Below are 18,351 nucleotides of genomic sequence, written 5' to 3'. Positions count from 1 at the left end.
GCATTCTGAGAACCCGCACTTCCGGTTGGCCCTGGCTGACATCGTGTGCTACTCGGGCCGCATGCGGCCCCGAAAGAGATCAAAAAGGTCGAGGGGTGCGGGCGGGGCCGAAGAGGAAACCGCGGTGTTGTATTGCGCGCACGTTACGGAGCGTTACGCCGGGAAAAGGGGCGGGCGGCTTCCGGGGACTGTCCGGGTGATCGAAAACGGTGCTCTCCACGGCGTCGCGGCGGGGCGTGCCGACGGTGTGCCGGGGCAGTCGGCAGGGGGCGGGCGCGGTGCCGGTCCGGCCCGAGGGGCGCGACGCGATGGGCCGAAGGGGGACGTCAACGGTGGTGTCCGCCAGCTGAGTTGCCGGTCTGGGCGTGCGACGTCGCCGTGATGGTCCGGCGCGTTGCTGTCGACGGGCACTCAACTGACGTCGGCAGCGTCGGAGTTGGCCGCCGAGCGGGGGGAAGCGCGATGCCCCGCCGTCTCGCGGGGGAGCGCGGGGCGGCGGGGCGGGGTGCTGCGGTGGTAAGGGCTACGGCAGCTTCACGAACGGCGCGAGGAAGGCGCGGGCGCCGGGGGTGTCCAGGCGGTAGGTGACGTTGGTCGCGTAGCAGGGCGTGTCGCCGGTGATGGTGGTGGCGGCGAGGACGCTCCGGCCGTCGATCACGGCGAAGTTGGGGCCGCCCGAGTCGCCGTAGCAGGCGCCGCCGTTGCCCTGGGGCGCGGTCATGCTGAGCCGGGCCCAGGAGTCGTTGAGGGCGTTGAAGGTGACGGGTGCCTTCATCCGGACGCCGCCGCCGGGGTGGGTCTGGCCGCCGGGGCCGTTGACGGCCTCCTGGGTGCCGTATCCGGCGACGACCCAGGAGGTGTCGTTCAGGCCCTGCGGGCCGAGTTTCCCGAGCTGGTTCGCGGTGGGCAGGGCGGCCGGGGTGAAGCTCCAGCGGGCCTTGACCTGGGCGGCCGGCAGCTGGATCACCGCGATGTCGTGGGTGTCGGACGCGGGCCCCGGGTAGGCGGGGTGCGTGTGCGCCGTACCGGGGACGGCGACCGCGGCGGCCTGCGCGGCCGGGTCGCCCGGGTGCTTCTTCGCCGCCGCGTCGAGCCCGGACTGCACGTCCTGGTCGAGGGAGACGTGGAAGCGGACGTTGTCGGGCCAGTCCGAGGTGCAGTGCGCGGCGGTCAGGAAGGTGTCCGCGTCGACCATGGTGCCGGAGCAGACCCAGTCGACGCGGTCGGGGGTCGCGGGGTCGCCGTCGTCGTCCCAGGTGGCCACGAGTGCGCCGACCTCGGTGCGCTCGGGGGCGGGCGTGGCGTTGTAGGAGTTGATGGCGGAGGACGGCAGCGCGGTGGCGAGCACGGCGGCGCAAGCCGCCGCGGTCACGGTGAGGGCGCGTACGGAGGTCAAGAGAAACCCTTCTACGGGTGGGACGGGTCTTCTCCTGTGGGGGGGGGGAGCGCCAGTGAAAGGCCCCGGAGGCGGCCGCGGCAAGACCGCGCCCGCCCCTCCAGGGTTTTCCCTACGTCCGTCAGCCCGCTGCGCGGATGTGCTCCTCGTCGCCCGGCCGCACGTCGCGCAGCATGCAGGTCAGCCGGGCGGTGCACACCCGCTTGTCGTTCTCGTCCGTGATGACGATCTCGTAGGTGGCGGTGGAGCGGCCCCGGTGCACGGGCGTGGCCACGCCGGTGACCAGCCCGGAGCGCGCCCCGCGGTGGTGGGTGCAGTTCAGGTCGACGCCCACGGCGATCTTGGAGCTGCCGCCGTGCAGCATCGACCCGATCGAGCCCAGGGTCTCGGCCAGGACCGCGGAGGCCCCGCCGTGCAGCAGTCCGTAGGGCTGGGTGTTGCCCTCCACCGGCATGGTGCCGACGACCCGCTCCGCCGACGCCTCGGAGATCTGGACACCCATCCGGTTCCCGAGGTGGCCCGCGGAGAAGAGGGCCAGCAGGTCCACGCCGAGCGCGGCGTACTCGTCGATGACCTCTTGCGGGAACTTCACATGCTGCTGCTCACCCATCGGGCCCGGCTCCGTTCGTCCTCGTCACTCGGCTGCTCTGTCACTGAGCGAACGCTCAGTCGGTCGCCGATTGTTCCAGACGCACCACCACGGACTTGCTGGCCGGGGTGTTACTGGTGTCCGCCGTGGCGTCCAGCGGCACCAGGACGTTGGTCTCCGGGTAGTACGCGGCCGCGCAGCCCCGGGCCGTCGGGTAGTGCACGACGCGGAAACCGGGGGCCCGGCGCTCCACGCCGTCCTTCCACTCGCCGACCAGGTCGACGTACGACCCGTCCGCCACCTTCAGGGCCCGGGCGTCCTCGGGGTGGACCAGCACCACCCGGCGTCCGTTGCGGATGCCGCGGTAGCGGTCGTCGAGGCCGTAGATCGTGGTGTTGTACTGGTCGTGCGAGCGCAGCGTCTGCAACAGCAGGCGGCCCTCGGGCAGCCGCGGATACTCCACGGGCGCGGCGGTGAAGTTGGCCTTGCCGGTGGCCGTGGGGAAGCGGCGCTCGTCGCGCGGGGCGTGCGGGAGGGCGAAGCCCCCGGGGCGGGCCACGCGGGCGTTGAAGTCGTGGAAGCCCGGGACCACACGCGCGATACGGTCCCGGATCGTCGCGTAGTCCTTCTCGAACTCCTCCCAGGGCGTGCGGCTGTTCTCCCCGAGCACGCGGCGGGCCAGACGGCTGACGATGGCCGGCTCCGACAGCAGGTGCCGGCTCGCGGGCTCCAGCCGGCCCCGGGAGGCGTGCACCATGCCCATCGAGTCCTCGACCGTCACGAACTGCTCGCCGCCGCCCTGCAGATCGCGCTCGGTGCGGCCGAGCGTGGGGAGGATCAGGGCACGCGCGCCCGTGACCGTGTGCGAGCGGTTCAGCTTCGTCGACACGTGCACCGTCAGCCGGGCCCGCCGCATGGCCGCCTCGGTGACGTCCGTGTCGGGGGACGCCGAGACGAAGTTGCCGCCCATCGCGAAGAAGACCTTCGCCTCACCGTCGCGCAGGGCGCGGATGGCGCGTACGACGTCATAGCCGTGCTCGCGCGGGGGCGCGAAGCCGAACTCCTTCTCCAGAGCGTCCAGGAACGCCGGGGCGGGCCGCTCGAAGATGCCCATGGTGCGGTCGCCCTGCACGTTCGAGTGCCCGCGCACCGGGCACACACCGGCGCCCGGGCGGCCGATGTTGCCGCGCAGCAGAAGGAAGTTGACGACCTCCCGGATCGTGGGGACGGAGTGCTTGTGCTGGGTGAGGCCCATTGCCCAGCACACGATGGTGCGCTCGGAGGCCAGGACCATCCGCAGGGCCTTCTCGACGTCCTCCCGGGCCAGGCCGGTCGCCGTGAGCGTCTCGTCCCAGTCGGCGGCGCGGGCGGCCTCGGCGAACTCCTCGTAGCCGTGCGTGTGCTCCCGGACGAACGCCTCGTCGACCGCCCCGTCCGTCTCCAGGATCAGCTTGTTCAGCAGCCGGAACAGCGCCTGGTCGCCGCCGATGCGGATCTGCAGGAACAGGTCGGTGAGCGCCGCGCCCTTGACCATGCCCTGCGGGGTCTGCGGGTTCTTGAAACGCTCCAGGCCCGCCTCCGGCAGCGGGTTGACGCTGATGATCCTCGCGCCGTTGTCCTTCGCCTTCTCCAGCGCGGACAGCATGCGCGGGTGGTTCGTCCCCGGGTTCTGCCCGGCGACGATGATCAGGTCGGCCTGGTACAGGTCCTCCAGCAGGACGCTGCCCTTGCCGATGCCGATCGTCTCCGACAGGGCCGAACCGGACGACTCGTGGCACATGTTCGAGCAGTCGGGCAGGTTGTTCGTGCCGAGCTCGCGCGCGAACAGCTGGTAGAGGAACGCGGCCTCGTTGCTGGTGCGGCCGGAGGTGTAGAACACGGCCTCGTCGGGCGAGGAGAGCGCGGCGATCTCCTCGCCGATGATGTCGAAGGCGCGCTCCCAGGTGACCGGCTCGTAGTGCGTGCCCCCCTCGGGGAGGTACATGGGGTGGGTGAGCCGGCCCTGCTGTCCCAGCCAGTAGCCGCTGCGGCCGGCCAGGTCGGCGACCGGGTGCGCGGCGAAGAACTCGGGGGTGACCCTGCGCAGGGTGGCCTCCTCGGCCACGGCCTTCGCGCCGTTCTCGCAGAACTCCGCCTTGTGCCGGTGCTCCGGCTCGGGCCAGGCGCAGCCGGGGCAGTCGAAGCCGTCCTTCTGGTTCACGCTCAGCAGCGTCAGCGCGGTGCGCTTCACGCCCATCTGCCGCTGTGCGATCCGCAGTGTGTGCCCGATCGCCGGGAGCCCCGCGGCCGCGTGCTTCGGCTCGGCGACCTGCGGCGCGTCCTGGACCGGATCGCTCTTGGGCGGCTTCGACGCCATCGCACACTCCCCTTCGACTGCGCTGTCAGGTAGGCCTCCGAATCCTCGCACGCGGGGGTGACAGCAAGGCGGCTGGGCTGGGCTGGGCCGAGCCGGGTCGGGGCGGGGGAGGGCGGGACGGCGCGGGGGCGAGCCGTGTCCGGTGCCGGGGTGTGCCGGTGGGGCGTGGGATCGGCGCCACGTGTGCGCTGTGCGGTGGGGTCGGCCGGTGTGCGCAGGGCGGGCGTGGGGTCCGACGGTGTGGGCGGCCGGTGTGCGCGGCGGGTACGCGGGGTCCGGCGGTGGCGTCGGCACGGGTGCGCAGGGCGGGCGTGGGGTCCGACGGTGTTGGCGGCCGGTGTGCGCGGCGGGTGCGTGGGGTCCGGCGGTGGCGTCGGCACGGGTGCGCAGGGCGGGCGTGGGGTCCGACGGTGTTGGCGGCCGGTGTGCGCGGCGGGTGCGTGGGGTCCGGCGGTGGCGTCGGCCGGGCCCGCCCGCCCCCGGCACCCGCCGGGGGCGGAGTCGAGTGTCAGTGGGGCGTGGCAGGATCGGGGGCGTGGCAGAGACAGCATCGAAGACGACCGACCAGACCTCCGGCGGCAGCCGGCCGCGACTGATGCTCATGGACGGGCACTCGCTGGCCTACCGCGCGTTCTTCGCGCTGCCCGCGGAGAACTTCACCACCGCGACGGGCCAGCCGACGAACGCGATCTACGGCTTCGCGTCGATGCTGGCCAACACGCTGCGCGACGAGGCGCCCACGCACTTCGCGGTCGCCTTCGACGTCTCCCGCAAGACCTGGCGGTCCCAGGAGTTCACGGAGTACAAGGCGAACCGCTCCAAGACCCCGGACGAGTTCAAGGGCCAGGTCGAGCTGATCGGCGAGCTCCTGGACGCGATGGGCGCCCAGCGCTTCGCGGTGGACGGCTTCGAGGCCGACGACGTCATCGCCACGCTCGCCACCCAGGCCGAGGCCGAGGGCTTCGAGGTGCTGATCGTCACCGGCGACCGGGACTCCTTCCAGCTGGTCAGCGAGCACACCACGGTGCTGTACCCGACCAAGGGCGTCTCCGAGCTGACCCGCTTCACCCCGGAGAAGGTATTCGAGAAGTACGGATTGACGCCCGCGCAGTACCCCGACTTCGCGGCCCTGCGCGGCGACCCCTCCGACAACCTCCCCGGCATCCCCGGCGTCGGTGAGAAGACCGCCGCGAAGTGGATCAACCAGTTCGGCTCGTTCGCGGAGCTCGTCGAGCGCGTGGAGGAGGTCAAGGGCAAGGCCGGCCAGAACCTGCGCGACCACCTGGAGTCCGTCAAGCTCAACCGCCGGCTCACCGAGCTGGAGCGGCAGGTGGAGCTGCCCAAGGGGGTCACCGACCTGGAGCGGGCGGCCTACGACCGCAAGGCCGTCGCGATGATCCTGGACACCCTGGAGATTCGAAACCCGTCGCTGCGCGAGCGGCTCTTCGCCGTCGACCCGGGCGCCGAGGAGGCCGAGACCACCCCGGTCAGCGCCGAGGGCGTGGAGCTGGACGGCACGGTGCTCGGCACCGGCGAGCTGTCCGCCTGGCTCACCGAGCACGGCACACAGCCCCTCGGCATCGCCACGGTCGACACCTGGGCGCTCGGCACCGGCTCGGTCGCCGAGGTCGCCCTCGCCGCGCCGGAGGGCCCCGCCGCCTGGTTCGACCCCGCCGAGCTCGACGAGGCCGACGAGCAGGCCTTCGCGGCCTGGCTCGCCGACGCCGCGCGGCCCAAGATCTTCCACAACGCCAAGGGCGCCATGCGCGTCTTCGCCGAGCACGGCTGGAGCGTCGAGGGCGTCACCATGGACACGGCCCTGGCCGCGTACCTGGTCAAGCCGGGCCGCCGCTCCTTCGACCTGGACGCGCTGTCCCTGGAGTACCTGCACCGCGAGCTGACCCCCGCCGCCGCGGCCGACGGCCAGCTCGCCTTCGGCGCGGACGAGGGCGCCGAGGCCGAGGCCCTGATGATCCAGGCCCGGGCCGTCCTCGACCTGGGGCAGGCCTTCGAGAGCCGCCTGGAGGAGGTCGGCGCCGCCGACCTGCTGCGCGACATGGAGCTGCCCACGTCCGCCCTGCTCGCCCGGATGGAGCGGCACGGCATCGCGGCCGACCGGTCCCACCTGGAGGCCATGGAGCAGATGTTCGCCGGCGCGGTCCAGCAGGCGGTCAAGGAGGCCCATGCGGCAGCCGGGCACGAGTTCAACCTGGGCTCGCCCAAGCAGCTCCAGGAGGTTCTCTTCGGTGAGCTGGCGCTGCCCAAGACCAAGCGCACCAAGACCGGCTACACCACGGACGCCGACGCCCTCGCCTGGCTCGCCACGCAGACGGACAACGAACTGCCGGTGATCATGCTCCGTCACCGCGAGCAGGCCAAGCTGCGCGTCACCGTCGAGGGCCTGATCAAGACGATCGCCGCGGACGGCCGCATCCACACCACGTTCAACCAGACCGTCGCCGCCACCGGTCGCCTCTCCTCGACCGACCCCAACCTGCAGAACATCCCGGTCCGCACCGACGAGGGCCGTGCCATCCGCCGCGGCTTCGTCGTCGGCGAGGGCTTCGAGTCCCTCATGACGGCCGACTACAGCCAGATCGAGCTGCGGGTGATGGCGCACCTCTCCGAGGACGAGGGCCTCATCGAGGCGTTCACCTCCGGCGAGGACCTGCACACCACGGCCGCCTCCCAGGTCTTCGCCGTCGAGCCGGACGCGGTGGACGCCGAGATGCGCCGCAAGATCAAGGCCATGTCGTACGGCCTGGCCTACGGACTGTCCGCGTTCGGCCTCTCCCAGCAGCTGAACATCGAGGCGGCGGAGGCCCGCGCCCTGATGGACGCGTACTTCGAGCGGTTCGGCGGCGTACGGGACTATCTGCGCCGGGCGGTCGACGAGGCCCGGGCGACGGGCTACACGGCGACGCTCTTCGGTCGCCGCCGCTACCTCCCCGACCTGAACAGCGACAACCGCCAGCGCCGCGAGGCCGCTGAGCGGATGGCCCTCAACGCGCCCATCCAGGGCACCGCGGCCGACATCGTCAAGATCGCCATGCTGAAGGTCGACGACGCCCTGAGGGACGCCGGGCTCGCCTCCCGCATGCTCCTCCAGGTCCACGACGAAATCGTGCTGGAGATCGCCCCCGGGGAGCGGTCCGCCGCCGAGGAACTGGTCCGCAGGGAGATGGCGAACGCCGTCGACCTCCGCGTCCCCTTGGGCGTCTCGGTGGGCTCGGGCCCGGACTGGGAGTCGGCAGCGCACTAGCCCGCCGGGCGGATCGGGCGCGGCGACCCGGGTGGGCGGGGTGTTCCCCCTCGGCCCGGGTCCCGCCTCGGCAGGGACCCCGCAGTTCTGCCCGGTCCGCGCCCAGGGGTCTCGCGCCGGCCGGTGCATTGGCCTGCCCGGTCACCTGCCCGCCTTGGCCTCGGGGCGCCGCGGTCCTGCCCGGGCCGCCCCCGGGGGTCTCGCCCCAGCCGGTGCATTGGCCTGCCCGGTCCGCGCCCAGGGGTCACGCCCCGGCCGGTGCATTGGCCCGCCAGGTCACCCGCCCCGCCCCGGCCCCACCGACTGTCACTCGCGTGGCCCCCGAGAAGACGCCTGCGCCCACGGTGCTCGCAAGGATGCGGGGCATGGGTATACGCACGTTCCTCAGCCGCACGGGCACCGGCGTGGCTCTGCCGCCGCTACCGGCGTTCGAGGCCGCCGCGAGCACGGTTCGCGTTCCCGTCACCTTCTCCTCGGCCCTGCGCCACGCGACGGCGGACCTCCGACAGCGCCTGGCCACCGCCGGACGGCGGCTCACCGGACCCGTCGGCACCGACGACCCTGCCGTGACGGCGGCCCTGCCCGGGGCGGGCGGCCCGGCCCCCGCTGCCATCGCCGCTGCCGACGCGCTGGCGGCCCTGACCGGCCTTGCCGGGGCCGACGCTGCGGCTGCCCTCGAAGGTCTGGACCGTACTGACGCCTTGGCCGTCCTGACCGGTCTCTTCGGAGCCGACATCGTGGCCGCCCTCGGCGGCACCGAGGTGTTGGCCGTTCTGACCGGCCTCGTCGGCACCAACGCCACGCCACCCCGTACCGACCCGGCCGCCCCCGCCGCGGCCCGGCTTCGCCGCACACCCGAACCCCCGGGCAAACCCTCCCGCCCCTGGGCCCGGCTCGCCCGTGACTACCTGGCCCTCGTCCTCACCCTGCTCCCGCGCCCCCGCCCGGCGCGCACCACCATCACCGTGTACATCACGACGACCGACGGCTTCGTCAGCGAGCGGCCGGACGACTCGGCTCCGCATCGGTGGCGCGGACAGGACCGGTGGGGGCCGGAACCGGACGCCGCACCCTGACCACCACGGCGTAGAGCAGCAGCGCCGGGACGAGGCCCGCGCCCGCCCCGAAGCACACCGTCGGAATGATCTCCCACGGCTTCGCGGCGGAGCCCCAGTACGCCCACCACCGCGACGCCCGCTGCACCGCTCCCACCAGCGCGAAGCCGCAGATCACGGCAGCGCCCGCCCACCGGTCCCGTACCGCCAGCACGGGAACCCCCACCGGCTCGATCCTGGGCGCCCGCCGCAGCGCGTGCGTCACGAACACCGCGATCACGACCGCGGCCACCGCCGAACCGCCGTACTGCAGGTACCAGTACAGCGGTGAGCCCGCCACCTCCCGGCCCAGCACCGGAAACAGCCGCATCCCCCACCGGTCGAGATGGGTGAACGCGTCCCACACCACATGGGTCGCCGCACCGACCACGGCTGACACGTACCACCGCGCCACCAGCGCGGGCCGCACCCGCGCGCGGGGCGCCCCGCACCGCAGCAGGGCAGCCACCCGCCCCTGCCGGGCCCGCGGCAGCAACGCGACGAGCGGTTCACGCATCAGCAGCCACCACCCCACCAGCACCCAGGCGATGAGCACGTCGACCGTGAACACACCCGGGAACCCGTGCGTGACATCGCCGAACTCCATCGCCGCGGACAGGACACTTGCCGCGTAGTAGGTCATGTCGGGGGCGAAGGAACCCGCCACGAGGACGGCGGGGACCAGGGGACCCCGGCCGGTGCCGTCGGTGCGGACGGCGGGCAGTACGGCTGCCGCATGGCTCAGGGTGAACGGCAACTCGGCTCCTCGCGGCGGTCGTTGCACCAGGGCGGGGTGCCCGGCGGTCAGTGGCCCAGTATGCGGGATGCCGCCCGGCCGGCCGGCTTCACCGGCGCAGATGGCCAACTGGTGAAAAACGGTCACGAACGGGTGCCCGGGCAAAAGAAGTTGTCGTAGGGTCGCCAGAGTCGTCGCGCGGGGAACGCGTCGAACGCGTGACCGCGGCGAAGAGCAGACCACGCAAGAGAACAGAGTTGTGGCCGTCGGAGGGCAACCCCTCGGGCGGTTGGATCGTCACAACAGGGCGAACACTGCAGACGAAGACCGGACGCTCGGGCGTCCACGGGAGGGGTTCACTCTATGGCGGCGCAATTCGGCAGGAGGCTGCGCAAGGGGGCGGCGACGACCGCCGTGGCCGCGGTGGCGGTCGCGGCCCTGTCCGCCTCCCAGGCTCCGGGCGTGAACGACCACGGCAGACAGACCGCCGCCGACGCCACCCCCTCACCCGATGTGAGTGCCTCCGACGACAGTGCCACCGGCAACTCGCCCTACTACACGGACCTGCCGCCGCTGAAGAGCCCGAACCCGTCTCCGTCCACGGGCCCCGGGCCCGGCGGCACGGGCGCCACGGAATCCGGCATCCCCGCGACCGTCCTCGACGCCTACAAGAAGGCCGAGGCCTCGCTGCGCGAGTCCAAGCCCGGCTGCAACCTGCCCTGGCAACTCCTCGCAGCCATCGGCCGGGTGGAGTCCGGGCAGGCCCGCGGCGGCCGCGTCAACGCCGAGGGCACCACCCTCAAGCCGATCCTGGGCCCGCAGCTCGACGGCAACGGCTTCGCCCTCATCAAGGACACCGACGACGGCGCGTACGACGGCAACAGCTCCTACGACCAGGCCGTCGGCCCCATGCAGTTCATCCCGTCCACCTGGGCCTGGGCCGGCCGCGACGGCAACGACGACGGCAAGAAGGACCCCAACAACATCTACGACGCCGCGCTCGCCGCCGGCCACTACCTGTGCCGCAACAACTGGGACCTGTCCCAGCAGAGCGAGCTGGACCGGGCGATCCTCAGCTACAACAACTCGCGGGAGTACCTGAACCTCGTCATGAGGTGGCTGGACTACTACCGCAAGGGCGCGCACGAGGTCCCGGACGGCACCGGCACGCTGCCCGACAACCGCAGCGACGACGGCGCGGGCACGAGCCCGACGCCCACCGTCCCGGGCGCGACGACCCCGGCCGGCTCGACGCCCAAGCCCGGGCCCAAGCCCGAGAAGCCCGGATCCAAGCCCGAGAAGCCCGGGACACCGCAGAGGCCCGGCGGCGGCACGGCGCCCTCGACGCCGCCCACCACGCCGTCCACGCCGCCCAGCACACCTCCCACCCCCACCGACACGGTGGACCACCTGGAGGACGCCGGCACCGCGAAGCTCACCGCCATGGCCGGCGACGCGTTCGACCGGCGGATCAGCACCCGCGCCGAGACGGAGGCCGGCAAGGCCGTCGCCAAGGTCAGGGTCCGCTTCACCATCGTCGGCGACACGGACACCACCTTCACCGGTGGCGAGGACGTGGCCACGGTCGCCACCAACAGCTCCGGCGTGGCCGTGGCGCCCGCGCTGCAGGCAGGGGAGAAGACCGGGACCGTCACCGTCCGCGCCACCGTGGTGGGCCGTGCCGTCCCGGGTCTCGACTACAAGGCCACGGTCACCGAGCGCGCCGCCGACGCCCTCGCCCGCACCGGTGACGCCGCGCTGACCTGCGCCCCGGGCGGCACGTTCGCGAACCAGGTCGAGGTGAAGGCCACGTACAAGGGCGCAGTCGCCGACGGCGTCGCGGCCACCGCCACGCTGATCAAATCGGCGGACGACCCGACCGCCACCGACAAGGGCCCCTACTTCAAGGACGCCGACGGCAGGACCGTCCGTACCCTCACGGGCCTCAAGACGGACGCCAAGGGCCTGCTGAAGCTGCCCAAGCTGTACGCCGACGACACGACCGGCACGTTCCTGCTCCGCATCACCACCGCGGGTGGGGCGACGCTCACCGTCGAACTGACCGTGGCCGCGGCCGAGACGTCCTCGCCGAGCCCGTCAGACAGCCCGAGCGCGTAGCTCTCAGGTACGACACACGACGCCCCTCTTATAAGGAGGGGCGTCGTTGTGTGTGCAACGTGTTCTCATCTCCGCCGCGCGTTGCTACGGTGCCGAGAAAGCTGACGGAGTATCAGTTCTGGCCGTCGCGCCCCATGGGGAGGCTCCGTATGCGCGCCCTCATCGCCGCCGCCACCGGTCTCGCCCTCGCGTTCGCCGTGGTCCTGACGCTGACGGCCCTCGGCTCCCCCTCGGGCGGGACATCGCCGAAGCCGCTGCTGACGACCGTGCCCGCACACCCCTGACCGCCCGCCCGGGAGGGAGGCCGAGATGCGCCGCAAGGCCGGCCTGGTCCTGCTCGCCCTCGCCGTGTTCTTCGCGGCCCTGTCCCCGCTGCTGCGCTGGTACGCCTTCCCGCGCCTCGCCAAGGTCCCCGCGAACCAGTACCAGGACATGGTCCTGGAGGCGAACGACGCCACCCTCCTCGACTACGCCACGATGAAGGCCGAGAAGGTCTCCAAGGTCACCATCGTCCAGACCCTCAAGGGCGATGTGGAGGCCTCCGAGCGGATCGAGGAGACGGCGGGCCGGGACGTGGTCGTCTGGGACGGCCTGTCCTACGTCGTCGGCCCCGACGGCAAGATGGTCTCCAAGATCCCCGAGCGCTACATCTTCGACGCCCACACCCAGGAGCCCGTCCACACCACCGGCGAGATGGTCGACGGCGACCCGGTGCGCCGCCGGGGCATCGAGTTCAAGTGGCCGTTCCTGACCGAGAAACGGGACTACGAGTACTTCGACGCCCAGGCCCGCGTCACCGCGCCCATCACCTACGAGGGCACCCGTGACTTCCGCGGCCTGGAGGTCTACTACTTCGAGCAGACCATCCCGTGGACCAAGGTGAAGATCCCCAAGACCCTGCCCGTCGAGGGCCTCACCCCCGAGGCGGTGGCGCAGACCGGCACGACCCGCTGGTACACCACGGTCCGCAAGTTCTGGGTCGAACCCCTCACCGGTGCCCCCGTGTACGGCGAGGAGATCCACAAGGAGGAACTGCGGGGCGGCACCCTCCTCGGCGACCGCGACAAGGTGACCGCCTTCGCGGGCCACGTGAAGATGCGCGAGGACTACCTCACGCACACGGTCGACCTGGTGAAGTCCCAGCGGCTGCTCGTCCTGCTGATGACGTCCTACTTGCCCTGGGGCTTCCTGGCCCTCGGCGTCCTCCTGCTGGCCCTCGCGCTGTACCTGGAGGCCCGGGCCCGCCGCCCCTCGGGGCCGGCCCGCACGGCGGCCGAGGAACCGTCGTCGGTCAGCGCCTGAGCCGGACGTCGGTCACCGCCTGAGCCGCGCGTAGGTCAGCGCCTGGACCGCGCGTAGGTCAGCGCCTGAGCCGCGCGTTGGTGTGCCGCGTCGGCTCGGCACCCGCGGGGTCCTCGGGCCAGGGGTGCTTCGGATACCGCCCGCGCAGCTCCGCCCGCACCCCTTTGTAGCCGTCCCGCCAGAACGAGGCGAGGTCGGCGGTGACGGCGGCCGGCCGCCCGGCCGGGGACAGCAGATGCACCAGCAGCGGCACCCCGGCGACCCGGGGCGACTCCTGCAGCCCGAACATCTCCTGCAACTTCACCGCCAGCACGGGCTGTTCGGGGCGGGAGTAGTCGATCCGGACCCGCGACCCGCTCGGCACCGTCAACCGCTCCGGGGCGAGTTCGTCGAGCCGCCCCGCCTGACCGGACGCCCAGGGCAGCAGCCGGCCGAGCGCCTCCCCGGCGTCGATCCGCGCCAGATCGGCCCGCCGCCTGGCCCGGCCGAGCTCCGGCTCCAGCCACTCCTCCACGCGCGCGTGCAGCGCCTCGTCGGACACGTCCGGCCAGGGCTCACCCAGATGCAGCCGCAGGAACGCGAGCCGCTGCCGCAGGACAGCGGCCTCGGCCGGCCACCGCAGCAGCCCGAACCCCTCCCGCCGCAGCCCGTCGAGCAGCGCGGCGCGCACCAGGCCCGGATCGGCGTCCTTGAGCGCCCGCACCGCGAGCTCCACGGCCCCCAGCCGCTCCACCCGCCGCGCCACGACGTCCCCGCCGTCCCAACACACCTCGTCCCGCTCCTCCAGCAGGGCTCCCGCGGCGAACCGGGCCACGTCCTCGTCCACGACCGCCCCCGCCTGCACGCGCGCGTGCCCCCTGCCGACGGGCCGGTCCGCCACGGCGACGGCCACCCACTCCGCGCCCCGCAGCGCACTCCCCGCGCCGACCTCCGCCCGTGTCCCGGACACCATCAGGTGCGAACCGCCATCGGCCCTGGCGACCCGCTCGGGAAAGGCGAGAGCGGCGACGAGGCCCGCTTGGCGATCCTCGGAGGGTGTCCCGAGTACCTCCGGCCCGGCCTCCGGATGCCGGGTACCGGCGGGTGGATGGGACATCTCCCCCACGGCGGCCCGCAGCCGCCGGACCTCACCGCGCCACCGCGATGCGTAGGCGTCACCCCCACGCCGAGCACGACGCAACGCACCCGCCAGATCGTCGCCGTACTCCCGCGGAGCCTCCTCACTCAACAGGGCGACGATCTCCGCGGCCCGCTCTGCCCCCATCAGCGGCACGGAATCCACCAGGGCCCGCCCCAGCCGCGGATGCACACCCACCCGCCCCAGGACGACTCCCCGCTCCGTGGCCCGCCCGGCGGAGTCGACCGCTCCCACCGCCGCCAGGACCTCACGCGCCGCCGCCATGGCCCCGCCCGGCGGCCCGTCCAGCAGCGCCAGCCCGGACGCGTCCGGATCCCCCCAGCACGCCACCTGCAGTGCGAACGCCGTCAGATCGGCCACCTTGATCTCCGGCGACGGATACCGCGGCAGACGCGCGTCCTCGGCCTCCGCCCAGCAGCGGTACACCGCACCCGGAGCCTCACGCCCGGCCCGCCCCGCCCGCTGCCGCCCGGCGGCCTGCGACGCCCGGACCGTCGTCAGCGCGCTCAAAGCGCGCGCGTGGTCCACCCGCGGCTCGCGCGCCAGTCCCGCATCCACGACCACCCGCACCCCGGGCACCGTCAACGACGACTCCGCGACGGACGTGGCCAGCACGACCCGCCGCCGATCCCCGGGCGCCAGCACCGCGTCCTGCACGGCCGCCGGCGCCCTCCCGTGCACCTGGAGCACCTCGACGTCCCCGAGCCCCCCGAGCTGCCCGGCGACCCGGGCGATCTCGCCCACCCCCGGCAGGAAACACAGCACGTCCCCGTCCCGCTCCGCCAGCGCACGCCGCACCACGGACGCCACGTGCGTCAGCAGCGCCGGGTCGACCCGCATCCCGTGCGGCGGGCGCACGGGCCGCGCCGGAGGCGCCCATACGGTCTCCACCGGGTGCGAGGTCCCCTGCGCCTCGACCACCGGCGCCCCGCCCAGCAGCCCCGCCCACCCCTGCGCGTCGGTCGTCGCCGAGGCGGCCACCAGCCGCAGATCGGGCCGCAGCGTCTGCCGTACGTCCCACAGGAACGCCGCCGCCGTGTCCGCGTCCAGGTGCCGCTCGTGACACTCGTCGAGCAGCACCACGTCGACACCGGCCAGCTCCTGGTCCCGTTGCAGGCGCTGCACCAGCACACCGGTCGTGACGACCTCCACGCGCGTGTGCCGCCCGACGACCCGTTCCCCGCGCACGGTGTGACCGACGCTCTCGCCGGGCTTCTCACCCAGCAGCCACGCCATGCGCCGGGCCGCCGCCCGGGCCGCGATCCGCCGCGGCTCGGCCACCAGCACGCGCCGCCCGGGCCCCTCCCCGAGAAGTCCCGCCAGCGCGAGCGGCACCAGGGTCGTCTTGCCGGTGCCGGGCGGCGCCACGAGGACGGCGGTGCCGTGCCCCTCCAGCGCCTCGGTCAGGGCGGGCAGGGCACCGCGGACGGGCAGGGACTCCAGGGCGTCGTAACGGATCACGCCCTCAGTGTCGTACGACAGACACGGGGAGCCACGCGCGCGTGCGTCAGTCCCGCTCGCAGACGAAGATCGCCGTACCCGGGATCAGGTTCCCGCGCAGCGGCGACCAGCCGCCCCACTCGGAGGTGTTCCAGGCGGGCCACTCCGGCTCCACCAGGTCGACCAGCCGGAAGCCCGACGCGACGACGTCCCGGACGCGGTCGCCGAGCGTGCGGTGGTGCTCGACGTAGACCGCCCGGCCCTCGTCGTCCTGCTCGACATAGGGAGTGCGGTCGAAGTAGGAGCCCGACACCGACAGGCCCTCCGGCCCGGGCTCGTCCGGGAAGGCCCAGCGGATCGGGTGCGTCACGGAGAAGACGAGCCGTCCGCCCGGCCGCAGCACCCGGCGCACCTCGCGCAGGACCTGACGCGGGTCGGCGACGAAGGGCAGCGCCCCGTACGCCGAGCAGGCCAGGTCGAACGAGCCGTCCGCGAAGGGGAGGGCGCCCGCGTCGGCGCACACCAGGGGGAAGGACCCGCCGATGCGCAGGGCGTGCTGGAGCTGCCGGTGCGAGATGTCCAGGGCGACCGGGCGCGCGCCCTGGGCGGTCAGCCAGCGCGAGCACTGGGCGGCGCCGGCGCCGATCTCCAGGACGTTCCGGCCCTTCAGTTCCTCCGGCGGACCGAGCAGCTCGGCCTCCACCTCGTCCAGACCCTCGGGGCCCCACACGAAGCGGTCGTCGCCGAGGAACGTGCCGTGCTCGATCTGGTACTCGTCCGCGTTGCGGTCCCACCAGCCACGATTGGCGCGGGAACTCTCCGTGGCTCCGGCATCGCGCCGGGTGGCCTCGGGTTCGGACGCTTCGGACTCTTGGATGATCGGCTCCCTCGTCGTACTCTTCCGTCCAGCCGGCCCGGCGGTGGCACAAAAGGGGGCGTCGTTCGGCCTGTGTGGCCTCGAACGACAGGACTTGTGCCGGTTATGCGGCGATCCGCCCCGCGTGGGCGGCTTCGCGCATTGACCCTGCCCGGCTGCCCCCGTATGCTACAAGTTGCGCTGCGGGCCTGCGCACCTCAGACATAGCAGGCTGCGCTCGCATCTGTATGTATGTCCCCTCGGTTGTCGAGGCGCCACCGTTTTGTGGAGTGGCGCTTCCTTGGCTGTCCGGCTTCTGCAGAGCGAAACGGGCTCCCGGCGTAGCAGTACCTACGACTTCAATGTCCGTACCGGAGCCCTTTCCCACATGACGAGCAGCACCGAGACCACCGCCACCACCCCGCAGGTAGCGGTCAACGACATCGGTAACGAGGAAGCCTTCCTCGCCGCGATCGACGAGACGATCAAGTACTTCAACGACGGCGACATCGTCGACGGCGTCATCGTGAAGGTCGACCGGGACGAGGTCCTGCTCGACATCGGTTACAAGACCGAAGGTGTGATCCCGAGCCGCGAGCTCTCGATCAAGCACGACGTCGACCCCAACGAGGTCGTCGCCGTCGGTGACGAGATCGAGGCCCTCGTCCTCCAGAAGGAGGACAAGGAAGGCCGCCTGATCCTCTCGAAGAAGCGCGCCCAGTACGAGCGTGCCTGGGGCACCATCGAGAAGATCAAGGAAGAGGACGGGATCGTCACCGGTACCGTCATCGAGGTCGTCAAGGGTGGTCTCATCCTCGACATCGGCCTCCGTGGCTTCCTCCCGGCCTCCCTGGTCGAGATGCGCCGCGTCCGCGACCTCCAGCCCTACGTGGGCAAGGAGCTCGAGGCCAAGATCATCGAGCTGGACAAGAACCGCAACAACGTGGTCCTGTCCCGTCGTGCCTGGCTGGAGCAGACCCAGTCCGAGGTCCGTCAGACGTTCCTCACCACCCTCCAGAAGGGTCAGGTCCGTTCCGGCGTCGTCTCCTCGATCGTCAACTTCGGTGCCTTCGTGGACCTGGGTGGCGTCGACGGTCTGGTCCACGTCTCCGAGCTCTCCTGGAAGCACATTGACCACCCCTCCGAGGTTGTCGAGGTCGGCCAGGAAGTCACCGTCGAGGTCCTCGACGTCGACATGGACCGCGAGCGTGTCTCCCTGTCGCTGAAGGCGACCCAGGAAGACCCGTGGCAGCAGTTCGCCCGCACCCACCAGATCGGCCAGGTCGTGCCCGGCAAGGTCACGAAGCTGGTTCCGTTCGGTGCGTTCGTCCGCGTGGACGAGGGCATCGAGGGTCTGGTCCACATCTCCGAGCTGGCCGAGCGCCACGTGGAGATCCCGGAGCAGGTCGTCCAGGTCAACGACGAGATCTTCGTCAAGGTCATCGACATCGACCTCGAGCGCCGTCGCATCAGCCTCTCGCTGAAGCAGGCCAACGAGTCCTTCGGTGCCGACCCGGCCTCGGTCGAGTTCGACCCGACGCTGTACGGCATGGCCGCGTCCTACGACGACCAGGGCAACTACATCTACCCCGAGGGCTTCGACCCCGAGACCAACGACTGGCTCGAGGGCTACGAGACCCAGCGCGAGGCGTGGGAGACCCAGTACGCCGAGGCGCAGCAGCGCTTCGAGCAGCACCAGGCGCAGGTCATCAAGTCCCGCGAGGCGGACGAGAAGGCCGCTGCCGAGGGTGGCGAGGCCGCCGCTCCGGCCGCGTCCGGTGGCGGTTCGTACTCCTCCGAGGGCCCGGACAACTCCGGCGCGCTGGCTTCGGACGAGGCGCTTGCCGCGCTGCGCGAGAAGCTGGCCGGTGGGCAGAGCTGAACGCCCACTGAGCTGTAGCTCCTGATCGAGGGGCCGTACCTTTCGAGGTGCGGCCCCTTGGTGTTTTCGGGCCATCGTTCGGCTGCGGGCCGCGGGGGCTCGTCGCGCAGTTCCCGGGCCCTCTGAAGGGCGTTGTCCGCTGCCAAGATCGAAGTTCTCCTCCTGCGGGAATGCCCGCGCCC

Annotated in this window: 12 protein-coding genes; 6 read left to right on the top strand and 6 right to left on the bottom strand. The window is 72.4% G+C overall.

Translation table 11 applies throughout. The features are described 5' to 3' along the window. Positions 1-523 precede the first annotated feature (523 nt). The 3 genes from ACFZDI_RS28420 to ACFZDI_RS28410 all read right to left on the bottom strand — a co-directional run bounded on the left by ACFZDI_RS28420 (position 524) and on the right by ACFZDI_RS28410 (position 4,341). Complete coding sequence (locus ACFZDI_RS28420) at positions 524-1,396, bottom strand: trypsin-like serine protease (RefSeq protein ID WP_234850179.1); 873 nt, start codon at positions 1,394-1,396, stop codon at positions 524-526. Between the two features lie 121 nt (positions 1,397-1,517). Next, positions 1,518-2,006, bottom strand: a complete 489-nt coding sequence (locus tag ACFZDI_RS28415) for a hotdog fold thioesterase (RefSeq protein WP_361116190.1) — start codon at positions 2,004-2,006, stop codon at positions 1,518-1,520. Positions 2,007-2,061: 55 nt separating this feature from the next. Beyond that, a complete protein-coding gene (locus tag ACFZDI_RS28410) occupies positions 2,062-4,341 on the bottom strand; it encodes an FdhF/YdeP family oxidoreductase (RefSeq protein ID WP_391254174.1) in 2,280 nt (759 codons plus the stop codon). A 535-nt stretch (positions 4,342-4,876) separates the two neighbouring features. Between ACFZDI_RS28410 and polA the strand changes: the two genes are divergently transcribed. Continuing rightward, complete coding sequence (polA, locus tag ACFZDI_RS28405) at positions 4,877-7,603, top strand: DNA polymerase I (protein WP_391254172.1); 2,727 nt, start codon at positions 4,877-4,879, stop codon at positions 7,601-7,603. Positions 7,604-7,968: 365 nt separating this feature from the next. Beyond that, positions 7,969-8,679, top strand: a complete 711-nt coding sequence (locus ACFZDI_RS28400) for a hypothetical protein (protein WP_391254170.1) — start codon at positions 7,969-7,971, stop codon at positions 8,677-8,679. Here ACFZDI_RS28400 and ACFZDI_RS28395 read toward each other — a convergent pair. Beyond that, positions 8,597-9,454, bottom strand: a complete 858-nt coding sequence (locus ACFZDI_RS28395) for a DUF4184 family protein (RefSeq protein ID WP_391254168.1) — start codon at positions 9,452-9,454, stop codon at positions 8,597-8,599. The two genes, ACFZDI_RS28400 and ACFZDI_RS28395, sit on opposite strands and share 83 nt — an antisense overlap. A gap of 342 nt (positions 9,455-9,796) precedes the next feature. Between ACFZDI_RS28395 and ACFZDI_RS28390 the strand changes: the two genes are divergently transcribed. From ACFZDI_RS28390 to ACFZDI_RS28380, 3 genes are all read left to right on the top strand, one after another. Then, a complete protein-coding gene (locus ACFZDI_RS28390) occupies positions 9,797-11,551 on the top strand; it encodes a lytic murein transglycosylase (protein WP_391254166.1) in 1,755 nt (584 codons plus the stop codon). A 149-nt stretch (positions 11,552-11,700) separates the two neighbouring features. Next, the gene (locus ACFZDI_RS28385; protein ID WP_107426737.1) at positions 11,701-11,835 is read left to right on the top strand and encodes an SPW_0924 family protein; all 135 of its coding nucleotides are present in this window, start codon (positions 11,701-11,703) and stop codon (positions 11,833-11,835) included. Between the two features lie 25 nt (positions 11,836-11,860). Continuing rightward, positions 11,861-12,853, top strand: coding sequence for a porin PorA family protein (locus ACFZDI_RS28380; RefSeq protein ID WP_391254164.1), 993 nt, complete (start codon positions 11,861-11,863; stop codon positions 12,851-12,853). A 58-nt stretch (positions 12,854-12,911) separates the two neighbouring features. On the opposite strand, the gene hrpB is transcribed toward ACFZDI_RS28380, so the two are convergent. Continuing rightward, positions 12,912-15,452, bottom strand: a complete 2,541-nt coding sequence (gene hrpB / locus ACFZDI_RS28375) for an ATP-dependent helicase HrpB (RefSeq protein WP_391254163.1) — start codon at positions 15,450-15,452, stop codon at positions 12,912-12,914. A 46-nt stretch (positions 15,453-15,498) separates the two neighbouring features. Then, positions 15,499-16,311 carry a methyltransferase domain-containing protein gene (locus tag ACFZDI_RS28370; RefSeq protein ID WP_391254521.1) on the bottom strand — a complete coding sequence of 271 codons (813 nt, stop codon included), beginning with the start codon at positions 16,309-16,311 and terminating at the stop codon, positions 15,499-15,501. A 364-nt stretch (positions 16,312-16,675) separates the two neighbouring features. Between ACFZDI_RS28370 and rpsA the strand changes: the two genes are divergently transcribed. Then, a complete protein-coding gene (gene rpsA / locus ACFZDI_RS28365) occupies positions 16,676-18,169 on the top strand; it encodes a 30S ribosomal protein S1 (RefSeq protein WP_033310631.1) in 1,494 nt (497 codons plus the stop codon). Positions 18,170-18,351 lie beyond the last annotated feature (182 nt).

The sequence above is a fragment of the Streptomyces sp. NPDC007907 genome (assembly GCF_042959365.1).
Classification (GTDB): Bacteria; Actinomycetota; Actinomycetes; order Streptomycetales; family Streptomycetaceae; genus Streptomyces; species Streptomyces indiaensis.
The sequence above is the reverse complement of the archived record's forward strand: the minus strand, read 5'-3'. Positions and strand labels throughout refer to the sequence as shown.

Coding starts and splice junctions, on each gene's coding strand:
- ACFZDI_RS28415 (WP_361116190.1), bottom strand. CDS start 2,006: ATGGGTGAGCAGCAGCATGTGAAGTTCCCGCAAGAGGTCATCGACGAG.
- ACFZDI_RS28410 (WP_391254174.1), bottom strand. CDS start 4,341: ATGGCGTCGAAGCCGCCCAAGAGCGATCCGGTCCAGGACGCGCCGCAG.
- ACFZDI_RS28400 (WP_391254170.1), top strand. CDS start 7,969: ATGGGTATACGCACGTTCCTCAGCCGCACGGGCACCGGCGTGGCTCTG.
- ACFZDI_RS28390 (WP_391254166.1), top strand. CDS start 9,797: ATGGCGGCGCAATTCGGCAGGAGGCTGCGCAAGGGGGCGGCGACGACC.
- ACFZDI_RS28385 (WP_107426737.1), top strand. CDS start 11,701: ATGCGCGCCCTCATCGCCGCCGCCACCGGTCTCGCCCTCGCGTTCGCC.
- ACFZDI_RS28380 (WP_391254164.1), top strand. CDS start 11,861: ATGCGCCGCAAGGCCGGCCTGGTCCTGCTCGCCCTCGCCGTGTTCTTC.
- rpsA (WP_033310631.1), top strand. CDS start 16,676: ATGACGAGCAGCACCGAGACCACCGCCACCACCCCGCAGGTAGCGGTC.